Raw genomic sequence first — 13,354 nt, 5'->3', positions numbered from 1 at the left:
GAGATGGAAGTCATTGAGTGGAAGGACGCCCGAGTCGATCTGGTAGTGAGCCTTCTCGAGCGCGAGGAGGTTTCAGAGCTTGGGTTACAGCGTGAAGACGAGGTTTGTCGTTCTAACGGAATCGACTTCATCTCTTTTCCGATTCCGGATCGGAGATTGCCAGAATCGCGACCGGAGGCATCGCAGATCGCTCGCTTATTAGCCAGCGGCTTGCGAGATGGTCGTTCTATGGCGATCCATTGTCGCGCGGGGATCGGCCGATCTTCGGTAATTGCAGCTTGCGCACTGATCTGTTCCGGAATCCAAGCGAAGGAAGCTCTTGAGCTGATTGGAGCTTCGCGGGGCTTGATCGTGCCGGACACGGATGAGCAGCGCGATTGGGTGATGACCTTTGGCCAGGCGGAGCGCGGCGATGCGCCACGTACCCGATAGGCCATGCAATGTCGCCTCAGCCGCGGCGTGACAGGAAGTCGAGCACGCCGGTCTTGTAAACCTTGTCGCCGACTGCACGCATGTGGTCGCGATTGGGAATATCGAGCACTTCGGAACCCGGTATGATCGCGCCGAGCGCGCTGGCGCTTCCTGCGACATCGTCGGCGCTGCCGACCGCGATCAGCACCGGCACCTCGATGCGCGCGGCCTCTTGCCTCGTCATGAGATCGCGCGTGCCGCGCAGGCACGCGGCGAGTGCACGGCGGTCGGAGCGGGTCTGGTCGGCGAACGCGCGAAACGTGCGGCCGACGGGATCGGTGACGTCGTCCAGCGCGGGCGCCTCCAGCGCCTTGGCGACGTTCTCGCCGGGACCGCTGCCCTCGATCAGGCCGCCGATGCCGATGCCGCCGAGGATCGCCGAGCGCAGGCGCTGCGGCTCGTTGAGAGAGAGCCAGGCCGTCATCCGCCCGCCCATCGAATAGCCCATGATGTCGGCCTGCGGGATGGCGAGGTGATCCATCAGTGCGAGCACGTCGCCGGCCATTACGGGTATAGAATATTGCGCGGGTTCGTAGAGCTTTGCGCTCTCGCCATGGCCGCGATTGTCGAGCGCGATGACGCGGCGTCCGTTCTTGCGCAGCTCCGACACCCAGGTCGGATAGACCCAGTTCACGTTCTTGCTGGAGGCAAAGCCGTGCACCAGGATGATCGGATCGCCCTCGCCTTCGTCGAGATAGGCAATTTCAACGGCGCCGTTGTGAAAGCTCGGCATCAGCAGTTCCGTGGGATCTTGTGGGGGACAGCTCGATCTTAGAGCACGATCCGGCAAAGTGTGCAGCGGTTTTCCGGCAACATCATGCTCAAACAATAGCCCGAAGCGGATCGCGCCTCAGGCCGTCGCGGCCGCGTTAGCCAAAGCAGCGTCGGCCGCCATCTGCGCGCGGCGCAGCCGCCGCGCCCGCCTGCGATCGCACCAGGCCTGGGTCAGGCGCTCGGTCGTCGCCTTGATGGAGGAGAGCAGGCCGAACAGCGTCACGACCGCGCCAAACAGCCACATCGCCAGATCGAACGCGCCGCCGACGAGCAGCAGCGCGCCGCGGCCGAGCAGCTTGATGATCGCGCGCGTCTTGCCGCCTTGCGCTTCCGCAAGCCGCACGGCGCGCGCGACGTCCTTGGGGCCCTCGGCGATGCGGAGCGTATCCATGGCCCCGCGCGTGCCGGTCTTTCCGGCGACGCGCGTGACGTCCTTGCCGAGCCGGACCAGCGCACCGGCCTTCTCGGCCCGGAACGCGGCCTTGATCGCGCTCACGGTCTGGCCTGGGCGCAGCACCGAGCCCGATGCCACCGCGTTCCGCAGCATCGGCGCGTCGACGACCTCGCGCGCGGACCGGCCGGCCCATGCGGCGAGCCCCTCGCCGAGCCGTCCGAGCTTGCGCGCATCCTTCACCAGCGTCAGTCCTGCGCGCACCGGCGCGGCACCGCCGACGGAGATGTAGGTTGCCGCCGTCACCGCAAGGCCGGCCGCCGCAAGGGAGAGCACGAGGCGGTCGGTGTCCTCGCCCATGGCGAGGTGCTTGCCTTCGCGCACCACGTCTCTGATGTCGCCGAACACGAAGAGATCGCCGGCCACGGTCCCGGACAAGCTGGCGACATCGTCCGCGTTGCCGGTGACGAGACCCGTGGCGAAGCGCTTGGCGAAATGCGCGCTGGAATTCTCCGCTTTCACGGCATCAGCGACGCGGCTCAAGAGGTCGTCGGGAAGCGCGATGTTGCGCTCGCGCGCCAGCGTGACGAAACTGTCGGCGAGATCGGCATCGCCGGCCGCGAGCGCGGCCTCGATATTGTCCTGAACCAGGCGGTCGTTGTGCCGGAGCAGTGCATCGAGCTTCAGCTCGGAGAGCGCGACCGGATCGTCCTGGGCAGCCAGGATCGCGCCGGCCTCGCGGGCATGCGGCGCCACCTGCGCGAGCACGAAGCCGCACACGGCCATTCCCGCCAACGCCGTACTGATTCGCAGCCACTTCATGTGGAAAAGCCCGGATGCCCTGAGATCGCTTGCGCGGAACACTACGTCTTTCGTCCCGGTTTCACGCAACCACAGAGATAGTATGCCAAAATTGCGACACAACGTCCCCGACGAAAGAAGGGCTTCTCTCAGGCCGCAAGATTGTGTCGAATTTGCATGAGCAAATGAGCATGGGGCGCTTGCGAAGCTTTTCGGTTCCGCTGGACTAGCAATCACCTGTACCCGCCAGTATGGTCCGCAGCGCCTCAAAGATGCCGCGTAAGTTCGTGATTGTATCTGCCGCCATTGCCACTCCAGGATGAACTTCGATGTCCGACCATGTCGTCCCGCACTTCCATAACGATGCCGGTGTCCCCGTCATCGAGATCGGCTCGCAAGAGTTCATGTGCGTGGGCGCCAATCCTCCGTTCGACCATCCGCACGTCTTCCTCGACCTCGGCAACGACAACGAGATCATCTGCCCCTATTGCTCGACGCTGTACCGCTTCGCGGCCGACCTGAAGCCGGGCGAAGCCCGCCCGCCGGAATGTGTGCTGAAGGACAAGGTGGCCTGACCGCGTCCATCGGTTAAGGGGTGGCGCTCTCCCGAACGATCGTCGTCGCCGGTGCCGGCATCGGTGGCCTGACGGCCGCGCTCGCGCTCGCCGCCCGCGGCTTCCGCATCGTCGTGCTGGAGAAGGCCGAACGCCTCGAGGAGGTCGGCGCCGGCCTGCAGCTCTCGCCCAATGCCAGTCGCGTGCTGGTCGAGCTCGGCCTCACCGAACGCCTCAAGCTGCGCGCCGTCACCCCGGAAGCGCTCTCGATCATGAGCGCGCGCGCCGGCGGCGAGCTGCTGCGCATGCCGCTCGGCGAAGCCGCCTCGCTGCGCGCCGGAGCGCCCTATTGGGTGGTGCACCGTGCCGACCTGCAAGCGACCCTCGCCGGCGCCGTCGCCGACCATCCCGACATCGACCTGAAGCTGGGCGCGACCTTCGAGGACGTCGCGCCTCACGCCAAGGGCCTGACCGTGGTCCATCGCAGCGGCACGATCCGCCGCAGCGATCTCGCCAGCGCGCTGATCGGCGCCGACGGCATCTGGTCGGCGGTGCGCCAGCATCTGTTTCCCGAGGTGCAGCCGCGCTTTTCCGGCCTGATCGCCTGGCGCGGCACGCTCGATGCCACGCAATTGCCGAAGGACTATACCGCGCGCCGGGTGCAGCTCTGGATGGGACCGAACGCCCATCTGGTCGCCTATCCCATTGCGGGCGGACGCCAGATCAATGTGGTCGCGGTGCTGCCCGGCACCTGGAACCGGCCGGGCTGGAGCACGCCCGGCGATATCAGCGAGGTGATGGACGCCTTTGCCGGCCCGCGCTGGCCGCCGGCGGCGCGGATGCTGCTCGCCGCGGTCGACAGCTGGCGCAAATGGGCGCTGTTCGGCGTGCCCGAGGGGTGCCCCTGGAGCAAGGGTTCGGTGGCGCTGCTCGGCGATGCCGTGCACGCGATGCTGCCGTTCGCAGCGCAAGGGGCCGGCATGGCGATCGAGGATGCCGCCGTGCTCGCCCGGCATTTGAGCCTGGAGGCCGCCGAGAGCAGCAAAGCGGTTGCCGCCGCGCTGACGCAATACGGCCGTGCCCGCCAGGCGCGGGTACGGCGGGTGCAGCGGACCGCGCGGCAGCAGGGCCGCATCTATCATCTCAATGGGCCGCTCGCGCTCGCACGCGATCTTGCGATCCGCGCGCTCGGCCCAGAGCGCATGCTGGCGCGACAGGACTGGATCTACGGCTGGCGGCCCTGATGCGGCGCGCCGCCGGCAGGATGCCTCAGTGGGCCGCTTTGCCGGATTTCGACGCGGATTTGGCGCTGGCCGCGGGCGATGCCGGAGGCGGCGGCGCCTCGGGCGGCGTCTCCCGGCATCTGTTGCGGCGCCAGGCATCCTCGGCCAATTGGACCTGCCCGCGCACGGCGACATAATCGTTGCGATAAGCGAGCTCGGACACGACGGCGCCGCCGGCCCCGGTCTCGGCCTTCTCCATCAGCGCCCGCAAGTCCTGAGTGCGCTTGGCGAGGTTCTTGCGCTCAGCCTCCAGCTGCTTGCAGTCGTACAATTCGTATTTGGCGGGATCGGCAAAGGCCGGTGCGATCGTCTCGCTCACGCCGGCGCAGCCGGACAGCGCGAGGCCAGCCGCAAGCAGCGCGAACAGCGCGCCAAAGCCGCGCAGCGAAAAGGAAAACGAAGCAGCCATGCCGGATGAATAGCCCCCGTGGATTGAGAATGCCTAAAGCAGCAACAGATGTCCGGATTGAGGCTTTGCCTTGCGCCCCCGGCTCGCTTAAGGAAGAACCGTCCCTCCGGCGGCGAACGCGCCAATTCCAGACCGCCGGAACGGACTTAAGTGTTTGATCTCGTTGGATCAAGCGGGCATGGCGGAATTGGTAGACGCAAGGGACTTAAAATCCCTCGGTGCGCAAGCGCTGTGCCGGTTCGACCCCGGCTGCCCGCACCACTAGCTTGTATCACCCCCGCTCGAGGCGCTCGGGCTCTGCGCGGAAATCGAGCAGCACGATCCAGAAGCAGATCAGCGCGGTGACGAGGAGGATGAAGGTGCCCTCGATCGGCGCGCCCAGAAGCGAGACCAGTGCCGGAAAGGCGAGGCCGATGCCGAGGATGGCGGCGAGCGCCAGGGACGGAAGATCGACGATGAGGATCGCGGCAAGAAGCGCGAGCTCGAAGAAGGCATATTCCTTCAGACGCGGCGAGCTGAGATAGAGCGCGAACATGGCAAGCACCGTGATGCGCATGCCCGTGCGCGGGTGATCCATCAGCCAGCGATCGAGCTGCGTCAGGAGCGATGCCCCTTCGCGCACCGGTCCGCTCGCGGCCGCGCGCAGGACGGACAGCGCGAACGGCACGAGCACGAGCGCGAGTGCCGCGAACGCGTAGGCCGCCAACATCGCCGGCTTGCCGTCACCGAAGCCGGCCTGGGCCATGAGGTCGCGCGCCAGCAGCAACAGCGACGGATTGGTCTCCACGAGACCGACGGCATGCTGGCCGGGAATTTGTCCTGCGATCGCGAGCAGCCAGCTCGCGAACAGATCTGGATAGAGTAACCGCGACAGCGCGAGCGGCAACGCGAAGGCGAACGCGGCCACCGCGATCAAGGCCAGCTTGCGGCCACGCGGCAGCGGCAGGAAATAGAGCGCCGCCAGCACCGGGACGAACACCAGCTTGAACGAGGTCACGAGGCCGAGCAGCGCAGCGCCGGCGAGGCGCGAGGAAAAGTTCGAATTCTGTTCGGATGCGAGCGGGCGTAGCAGGAGCTTCAGCGCGATCGCGGTCAGCACTCCGCTCAGCAGCGCAAAATTCCCCGACGCCACCACGAATTCGAAACCGACGAACGCGCCGAGCGCGCAGAGCACCTTCAAGCCAGCATCGCGCGCGCTGGCACGCGTCCGGCCAAGGCCGGGCAGAAGCAGCGCGCAGAGCACGGCGAGGACGAGAAAGATGCTTCGGTAATGATCGAGCAGAACGCCGCCCGCGCAGAGGGGACGGAAGACGTCCAGCGTCACCGGCAGATAGGGATAAGAATAGGTGGTGCCCTTCAGGTTCTTGACGAAGTAGGGATCGAGCCCGTCGGCATGCGCATCGACCGCCGCGCAATTGACCCGGACGTCCCAGCCATACGGCAGGTCGAGCGAGGCATCGTTGGCGAGATTACCGAGCACCAGCAGCGCGGTCAGCGTGACCACGCCGGCAAGCCAGACGTTGCGCCTGGCAGCCTTGGCCGCAGGCGCCAACCATCGTGCTGCACCTGATATGTCGGACACGGGCGATACCCTGTTTGGCTTCTCGCGGCGCCGTTGCGGCAGCCGCTCCAGCCACAATGGACAGGACGGGTTGCCGATTCATCTCCCCGGCGTGCCGCGCCCGATCTTATGGTGAATCCCTGGTTGCAGGCCCAGCCCTCCGGCGCTGCGGATGGTCCATCAGGCCGGCGACGGGCCCTCACCCGTTTTTGACCGCTCCTGCTCCGCCTGCCAGCCATCCCGAAACATGGGTTGTGCAACGCAGCATCGGGGCTAGATAACTCGCTTGATTGCAGGGGTAAGCTTCTTGTCCGACGTCAATGCCGACGGTTGGGTGTCCTCGGGACACCGCCCAATGGGTTTTCCGGAGTTCGTCATCGTGATCGCGTCCATCATGGCGCTGAACCCGCTCGCGATGGACATGATGCTGCCGGCGCTGCCCAATATCGGCGCCGCCTTCAAGATTCCCGTCGAGAACCATCTGCAACTGGTGCTCTCGACCTTCCTGATCGGCTTCGGCGCCGGTCAGTTCGTCATGGGTCCGCTGTCGGACCGTTTTGGGCGCCGACCGGTGCTGCTCGGCGGCATGGCGGTCTATTCGGTGGCGAGCGTGCTGGCGGTCGCCGCACCCTCGTTCGAGACGCTGCTGCTGGCGCGTGCGCTCCAGGGGCTCGGCACCGCGGCGACGCGCGTGATCGCGACCTCGATCGTGCGCGATTGCTATGTCGGCCGCCGCATGGCGAGCGTGATGTCGCTCGCCATGATGATCTTCATCGCGGTGCCCGTGGTCGCGCCCTCGTTCGGACAGGCGGTGCTGCTGGTGACGGCGTGGCGCGGCATATTCGTGGTGCTGATGCTCTACGGCCTGCTCGCGCTCGCATGGTGCGTGCTGCGGCTGCCCGAGACGCTTCCCGAGTCGAAGCGCAGGTCGCTGGCGCCCTCCGACGTGCTCTCGGCATTCCGGCAGACCCTGACCCATCGCCAGACCGTCGGCTATGCCACCGCCGCCGGCAGCGTCATCGGCGCGCTGTTCGCCTATGTCTTCTGCGCCCAGCAGGTCTTCACCGGCATCTATCATCTCGGCCAATATTTCCCGCTGGCTTTCGCCGCGATTGCCGCCGGCACAGCCATCGCCGGCTTCCTCAATGCGAGGCTGGTCGGCCGGCTCGGCATGCGCGTGATCTCGCACGGCGCGCTGACGCTCTACACGGCCGTGGCCGGCGTGATGCTGCTGACGGAAAGCCTCGGCGTGCTGCCGCTCGCCTTGTTCATGGTGCTCTCGGCCCTGATGATGTTCTCGTTCGGCATGATGGTCGCCAACTTCACCGCGCTGGCGATGGAACCGCAGGGCCACATCGCCGGCACCGCCTCCTCGCTGTACGGCTCGATCACCACGCTGATCGGGATCGTGGTCGGCATGGCAATCGGGCAGAGCTTCGACGGCACGCTGCTGCCGTTCTCGATCGGCTTTTTCCTATCCACCCTCGCCGCGCTCGCGATCGTGCTGGTGGTGGAGAAAGGGCGGCTGTTCAGGCCGCATCATCGCCCGATCAGCTAGGAACTTCCCGCCCCTCGCGATGTTGTACTGCAGCAATTCAGAGGATTGGCGAGATGGAACAAGAGAACAGATCGGATCAGCCCGCGTCCGAGATCGAACGGCCGATTTCGCAGCCTCGTTCCGATGAACGAATGGACTCGAGCTTGGCATTCGTGAGTGAAGGGCTCGAGCAGCTGCGCGACAGCCACTGCTAGACGAGCGCGATCACAGACCGCCTCATAGAAAACGGCGCCGCAGGAAACTGCGGCGCCGTTCGTATTCACATGCAAGGCGCGCGGCGCGTAAAGCGCGATGAGATTCGGACGATCGTCATCGCGCTTTAGGTTGTTGTTTGCGCGTGATCTTTCCGGAAAGCCGCTTCGCACTTTTCCGGATCATGCTTTATTCCTTCTTGTCGATGTTCCAGAACACCGGCGTCGCGGGGCCGTCGAGCACGCCCGTCAGCGATTTGCGCCAGCCGCTCGGGATGAGATACTGCCCCAGCGGAATGTAGATCACCTGCTCATAGGCCTGCTTCTGGATATCGGCGGCGATCTTCTTCTGATCGTCGACCGAGGCCGCGCGGACGAAAGCGTCCTTGAGCTGCTCGATCTTGGCGTCCTCCGCCCAGCCGAACCAGCCCTTCTTGCCCTGGCCGCCGATCGAGAGATTGGCGATCGGGTTGGACACGTCGGCCGCGACCCAGTTGGTGAAGAACATGTTCCAGCCACCTTCCTTCGGCGGCTTCTGGCTGGCGCGGCGGCTCACCACCGTCTGCCAGTCGGTCGCCTGAAGGTCGACCTTGAAGCCGGCCTCGCGCAGCAGCTGGGCCGAAACGATCGGCTGCGCCTTCAGCGTCGTGACGTCGCCAGGGGCCATGATGACGATCGGCGTGCCGTCATAGCCGGACTCGGCGAGCGCCTTCTTGGCTTGCGCCATGCCGTTCCCCTTGACCAGGGTCTCGGAGCCCGCATCGGTTGCGAGCGGCGTGTCGCAAATGAAGAACGCGCCGCAGATCTTCTGATATTTGGCGTTGCCGACCAGCGCGTCGAGCACGTCCTTCTGGTTCAGGGCCAGCAAGGCAGCACGCCGCACCTTCACGTTGTCGAACGGCGGATGCAGAAAGTTCATCCGGCCGAGCGTCTGGAAGCCGAACTTGTTCAGAACCTCGATGGTGAGCTCCTTGTTGCCTTCCAGCACCGGCAGCATGTCGAACGGCAGGTTCTCCATGAAATCGATGTCGCCCGACTGCAGCGCGTTCACCGCGGTCTGCGAGTCCGGCATGGTGATCCACTCGACGCGGTCCACCTTCACCACCTTGCCGCCGGAGGTCCAGCTCGCCGGCTCCTTGCGCGGCACGTAGTCAGTGTTCTTGACGTAGACCGCCTTCACGCCGGGCTGGAATTCGCCCTGCACGAACTTGAACGGACCAGAGCCGATCTGCTCGGGGATCTGCTTGTCCGGCGGCGTCTCCGCAAGGCGCTTCGGCATCATGAAGGCGACGCGCGAGGACGGCTTGCCGATGGAGTCGAGCACCAGGCCGTAGGGCTCCTTCAGCTTCAGCGTGATGGTCTTGGGGTCGGTCGCCTCGATGCTGGCGGTGAAGTCCATGAGCTTCTGTCCCATGCCGTCGACCGCAGCCCAGCGCTTCAGCGAAGCGACGCAGTCCTCCGCCGTCACCGGCGCACCGTCATGCCACTTCAGGCCGTCGCGCAGCGTGAACGTGTAGGTGAGCTTGTCGTCGGAGACCTTCCAGTCCGCCATCTGCGGCTGGACCTTGAAATTCGAGTCGGTGGCCACCAGCGTGTCGTAAACCATGTAGCCGTGGTCACGCGTGATGTAGGCCGTGGTGAAGATCGGATCGATGATGCGCAAATCCGAATGCAGCACCGCCGTGAGAGTCTTGCCGGCCGCGAGCACCGGCGAGGCCAGCGCGGTCGAAAGCGCGACGACCGACAGCGCAAGTGTGGAGGCGAACGCGCGAGGCCCCCGGCGCATGAAGTGGAACATAGAAAGTTCTCCTGACGTGAAACTGTTCAAAGGCAGGTTATTGGTTGAGCATGAGGTTCGTTCGTTGGGCGAACTAACCTCATGCAATGCCTTCGTCTTTCGAGACTTGCAGACAGGGTGAAGCGCGTCAATCCGGTTTCGGTGCAAGCCCTTGCGGCGCGCGCACGGGCTCCACAAAGATCGGTTTGGCTCTACAACACCCTCCGCTTGTCCCGTCCGCGCCAATGCAATGCGCGTTCCATCTTTCCAAGCTTGAGAGACATTGAGATGAATCCTGCCAATCTTCCCTTTGATTCCGAGGCCATGCTCGAAGGCCTGCGCGGCTGGGTCGAATGCGAAAGCCCCACCTGGGATGCCGGTGCCGTGGACCGCATGCTCGATATCGCAGCGCGAGATATGGCGATCATGGGTGCGACGATCGAGCGCATCGCCGGCCGCCAGGGCTTCGGCGGGGTCATCCGCGCGCGTTTCCCCCATCCGAAGCAGGGCGAGCCCGGCATCCTGATCGCCGGGCACATGGATACCGTCCACCCGGTCGGCACCATCGAGAAGCTGAAATGGCGGCGCGAGGGCAACAAGTGCTATGGCCCCGGCATCTACGACATGAAGGGCGGCAACTACCTCTCGCTGGAAGCCATCCGCCAGCTGGCACGCGCCTCGTTCACGACCCCACTGCCGATCACCGTGCTGTTCACGCCGGATGAGGAAGTCGGCACGCCCTCCACGCGCGACATCATCGAGGCGGAAGCCGCGCGCAACAAATACGTGCTGGTGCCGGAGCCCGGCCGCGCCGACAACGGCGTCACCACCGGACGTTACGCCATCGCACGCTTCAACCTCGAAGCGACGGGCCGGCCGAGCCACGCCGGCGCGACGCTGTCCTCGGGACGCTCGGCGATCCGCGAGATGGCGCGACAGATCCTCGCGATCGACGCCATGACGACGGAGGACTGCACCTTCTCGGTCGGCGTCGTGCATGGCGGCCAATGGGTCAATTGCGTTGCTACCACGGCGACGGGCGAGGCGCTCTCCATGGCCAAGCGCCAGGCCGATCTCGACCGCGGCGTCGAGCGGATGCTGGCGTTGTCCGGCACCAGCAACGACGTCAGCTTCAAGGTCACGCGCGGCGTGACGCGGCCGGTCTGGGAGCCCAATGCCGGCACCATGGCACTGTACGAGAAGGCCCGCGGCATTGCCAAATCTCTCGGCATGGAATTACCGCATGCAAGCTCCGGCGGCGGCTCGGACGGCAACTTCACCGGCGCGATGGGAATCCCCACGCTCGACGGCCTCGGTGTGCGCGGCGGCAATGTCCACACGCTCGAAGAGTATATCGAAGTCGAGAGTCTCGCTGAGCGAGGACGGCTGATGGCGGGGCTGCTGGCGACGCTGGAGTGATCGCGAAGCGATCCCGTAGGTGGGCAAAAGGCGCAAAGCGCCGTGCCCACCGTTTTCCCGACCGAAAGCAGGTGGGCACGCTCCGCTTTGCCCACCCTACGAAGATTGGCTGCACCGCAAAAACTGTGGCCCTCGTGGCACGGGAATTGCTGAAATGTTAGGCTGATGGCAGGCTGGCCGAAGAGCCCTGCCCAATTTGACTCTAAACTGACGGATCCAACTTGCTCGGATATCTCCTTCGCCGAATTCTCGCCGCCGTGCCCGTGATGGGCGTGGTCGCGCTGTTCGTTTTCCTCCTGCTCCGCCTCACCCCCGGCGATCCCGCCGCGATCCTCGCCGGCGACAACGCGACCCCGGAACGGCTGGAGCGCATCCGCGAATCGCTCGGCCTCAACGAGCCGCTGATCGTGCAGTTCGTCACCTGGGTGAACAAGCTGCTGCACGGCGACCTCGGGACGTCGCTGATCTCCAATTTGCCGGTGATGAAGATGATCGGCCAGCGCGTCGAGCCGTCGATCTCGATCGCGCTGTGCACCATCATCCTCGCCGTCATCGTCGCAGTTCCCTTGGGGGTGATCGCGGCGTGGAAGCACGGCACCTGGATCGACCGTTTCGTGATGGGTCTGTCCGTGCTCGGCTTCTCGGTGCCGGTTTTCGTGGTCGGCTATGTCCTCATCCAGGTCTTCGCGATCGAGCTGCGCTGGGTGCCGGTGCAGGGCTTCCGTAGCATCTTCAACGGCTTCGGTCCGTTCTTCGAGCGCATGATCCTGCCGACCTGCGCGCTGTCCTTCATCTACGTCGCACTGATCGCGCGCATGACGCGTGCGGCGATGCTCGACGTGCTCGGCGAAGACTACGTGCGAACGGCGCGCGCGAAGGGCATCAACGAGATTGCGGTGATGATGCGCCATGCTCTGCGCAACGCCGCCGTGCCCGTGATCACCGTGATCGGCACCGGCTTTGCGCTCTTGATCTCCGGCGTCGTCGTCACCGAGAGCGTGTTCAACATCCCCGGCATCGGGCGTCTCACCGTCGACGCGGTGCTGGCGCGCGACTATCCGGTGATCCAGGCGATGATCCTGCTGACCTCGCTGATCTACGTCGTCGTCAATCTTCTCATCGACGTCGCCTACACCCTGCTCGATCCCCGGATCCGGTACTGAGGCAAGGACAAGAACAAAATGTCGGTCGATACCCTTCCCCAGTCCTCCATTCCGATCACGTCGCCGCTGCGGCCGCGATTCGGATTCCTCACCTCGACCCCGATCATCGCCACCGCGACGTGCCTGCTCGCCTTGATCGTGGTGGTCTCGATCCTCGCGCCGCTGATCGCGCCGCATGATCCGATCCAGCTCGCCCCGTCGCAGCGGCTCAAGCCATCTTCCGCACAGTTCCTGCTCGGCACCGACGCCTACGGCCGCGACGTGTTGTCGCGCGTGATCTATGGCGGCCGCATCTCGCTTCTGATCGGCATCGGTGCGGCGATCCTGTCGATCGCCATCGGGCTGGCGATCGGCCTCGTCTCCGGCTTCTTCAAGCTGGTCGATTCCGTGATGATGCGCGTCATGGACGGCCTGATGGCAATGCCGAGCATCCTGCTCGCGATCGCCGTGGTGTCGCTGTCCGGCGCCAGCCTCTGGACCGTGCTGATCGCGATCACGATCCCCGAGATTCCGCGCGTTGCACGCCTGGTCCGCTCGGTCGTGCTGTCGGCGCGCGAGGAGCCTTACGTCGAGGCCGCGATCTCGGTCGGCTCGAGCCTGCCGAAGATCATGTGGCGCCACCTGATGCCGAACACGATCGCGCCGCTGATCGTCCAGGGCACCTATATCTGCGCCAGCGCCATCCTGACCGAGGCGATCCTCTCCTTCCTCGGCGCCGGCATCTCGCCGGAGACGCCGACCTGGGGCAACATCATGGCCGAGGGCCGCCAGTACTTCCAGATCAAGCCGTCGCTGATCTTCTGGCCGGGCCTGCTGCTCTCCATCGCCATCCTCAGCATCAACCTGATCGGCGACGCCGCCCGCGACGCCCTCGATCCGCGCATGAAGCAGCGGGAGGGGAAGTGAAACAAGTAGCATTGTCATTCCGGGGCGCGCGTAGCGCGAGCCCGGAATCCATTTCACCACGCGTGCTGCGGCCCGATGGATTCCGGGCTCGCGACT

Annotated in this window: 12 protein-coding genes and 1 tRNA gene; 8 read left to right on the top strand and 5 right to left on the bottom strand. The window is 65.4% G+C overall.

Features of this window, described 5'->3' with window-relative positions:
* The first annotated feature begins 3 nt into the window (after positions 1-3).
* Complete coding sequence (locus I6F31_RS13915; RefSeq protein ID WP_225147520.1) at positions 4-432, top strand: dual specificity protein phosphatase family protein; 429 nt, start codon at positions 4-6, stop codon at positions 430-432.
* 16 nt (positions 433-448) lie between these two features.
* On the opposite strand, the gene I6F31_RS13910 is transcribed toward I6F31_RS13915, so the two are convergent.
* Both I6F31_RS13910 and I6F31_RS13905 read right to left on the bottom strand, forming a co-directional pair.
* Positions 449-1,204 carry an alpha/beta hydrolase gene (locus tag I6F31_RS13910; protein ID WP_036015305.1) on the bottom strand — a complete coding sequence of 252 codons (756 nt, stop codon included), beginning with the start codon at positions 1,202-1,204 and terminating at the stop codon, positions 449-451.
* Positions 1,205-1,321: 117 nt separating this feature from the next.
* The gene (locus tag I6F31_RS13905) at positions 1,322-2,458 is read right to left on the bottom strand and encodes a hypothetical protein (RefSeq protein WP_225185553.1); all 1,137 of its coding nucleotides are present in this window, start codon (positions 2,456-2,458) and stop codon (positions 1,322-1,324) included.
* 308 nt (positions 2,459-2,766) lie between these two features.
* On the opposite strand from I6F31_RS13905, the gene I6F31_RS13900 reads away from it, so the two are divergent.
* Complete coding sequence (locus I6F31_RS13900) at positions 2,767-3,012, top strand: zinc-finger domain-containing protein (RefSeq protein WP_008562814.1); 246 nt, start codon at positions 2,767-2,769, stop codon at positions 3,010-3,012.
* 20 nt (positions 3,013-3,032) lie between these two features.
* On the top strand, positions 3,033-4,235 hold the full coding sequence (locus I6F31_RS13895) for an FAD-dependent monooxygenase (RefSeq protein WP_225185552.1): 1,203 nt from the start codon (positions 3,033-3,035) through the stop codon (positions 4,233-4,235).
* Positions 4,236-4,260: 25 nt separating this feature from the next.
* Here I6F31_RS13895 and I6F31_RS13890 read toward each other — a convergent pair whose 3' ends face one another.
* Entirely contained in the window at positions 4,261-4,683 is a 423-nt protein-coding gene (locus tag I6F31_RS13890) for a twin-arginine translocation pathway signal (protein ID WP_225185551.1), read from the bottom strand.
* Positions 4,684-4,855: 172 nt separating this feature from the next.
* On the opposite strand from I6F31_RS13890, the gene I6F31_RS13885 reads away from it, so the two are divergent.
* A tRNA-Leu gene (locus I6F31_RS13885) sits at positions 4,856-4,944 on the top strand.
* Between the two features lie 10 nt (positions 4,945-4,954).
* Here I6F31_RS13885 and I6F31_RS13880 read toward each other — a convergent pair.
* Entirely contained in the window at positions 4,955-6,265 is a 1,311-nt protein-coding gene (locus I6F31_RS13880; protein ID WP_225185550.1) for a hypothetical protein, read from the bottom strand.
* A gap of 286 nt (positions 6,266-6,551) precedes the next feature.
* Between I6F31_RS13880 and I6F31_RS13875 the strand changes: the two genes are divergently transcribed.
* The gene (locus I6F31_RS13875) at positions 6,552-7,802 is read left to right on the top strand and encodes a multidrug effflux MFS transporter (protein ID WP_225185549.1); all 1,251 of its coding nucleotides are present in this window, start codon (positions 6,552-6,554) and stop codon (positions 7,800-7,802) included.
* Between the two features lie 381 nt (positions 7,803-8,183).
* Here I6F31_RS13875 and I6F31_RS13870 read toward each other — a convergent pair whose 3' ends face one another.
* Positions 8,184-9,791 carry an ABC transporter substrate-binding protein gene (locus I6F31_RS13870; RefSeq protein WP_036015319.1) on the bottom strand — a complete coding sequence of 536 codons (1,608 nt, stop codon included), beginning with the start codon at positions 9,789-9,791 and terminating at the stop codon, positions 8,184-8,186.
* 267 nt (positions 9,792-10,058) lie between these two features.
* On the opposite strand from I6F31_RS13870, the gene I6F31_RS13865 reads away from it, so the two are divergent.
* The 3 genes from I6F31_RS13865 to I6F31_RS13855 all read left to right on the top strand — a co-directional run bounded on the left by I6F31_RS13865 (position 10,059) and on the right by I6F31_RS13855 (position 13,258).
* A complete protein-coding gene (locus tag I6F31_RS13865) occupies positions 10,059-11,189 on the top strand; it encodes a M20/M25/M40 family metallo-hydrolase (protein ID WP_036029750.1) in 1,131 nt (376 codons plus the stop codon).
* Between the two features lie 221 nt (positions 11,190-11,410).
* The gene (locus I6F31_RS13860; protein WP_225185548.1) at positions 11,411-12,352 is read left to right on the top strand and encodes an ABC transporter permease; all 942 of its coding nucleotides are present in this window, start codon (positions 11,411-11,413) and stop codon (positions 12,350-12,352) included.
* A gap of 18 nt (positions 12,353-12,370) precedes the next feature.
* Positions 12,371-13,258 carry an ABC transporter permease gene (locus I6F31_RS13855; RefSeq protein WP_036029754.1) on the top strand — a complete coding sequence of 296 codons (888 nt, stop codon included), beginning with the start codon at positions 12,371-12,373 and terminating at the stop codon, positions 13,256-13,258.
* Positions 13,259-13,354: the final 96 nt, after the last annotated feature.

The sequence above is a fragment of the Bradyrhizobium sp. NBAIM01 genome, from assembly GCF_020194115.1.
Taxonomy (GTDB): domain Bacteria; phylum Pseudomonadota; class Alphaproteobacteria; order Rhizobiales; family Xanthobacteraceae; genus Bradyrhizobium; species Bradyrhizobium yuanmingense.
The sequence above is the reverse complement of the archived record's forward strand: the minus strand, read 5'-3'. Positions and strand labels throughout refer to the sequence as shown.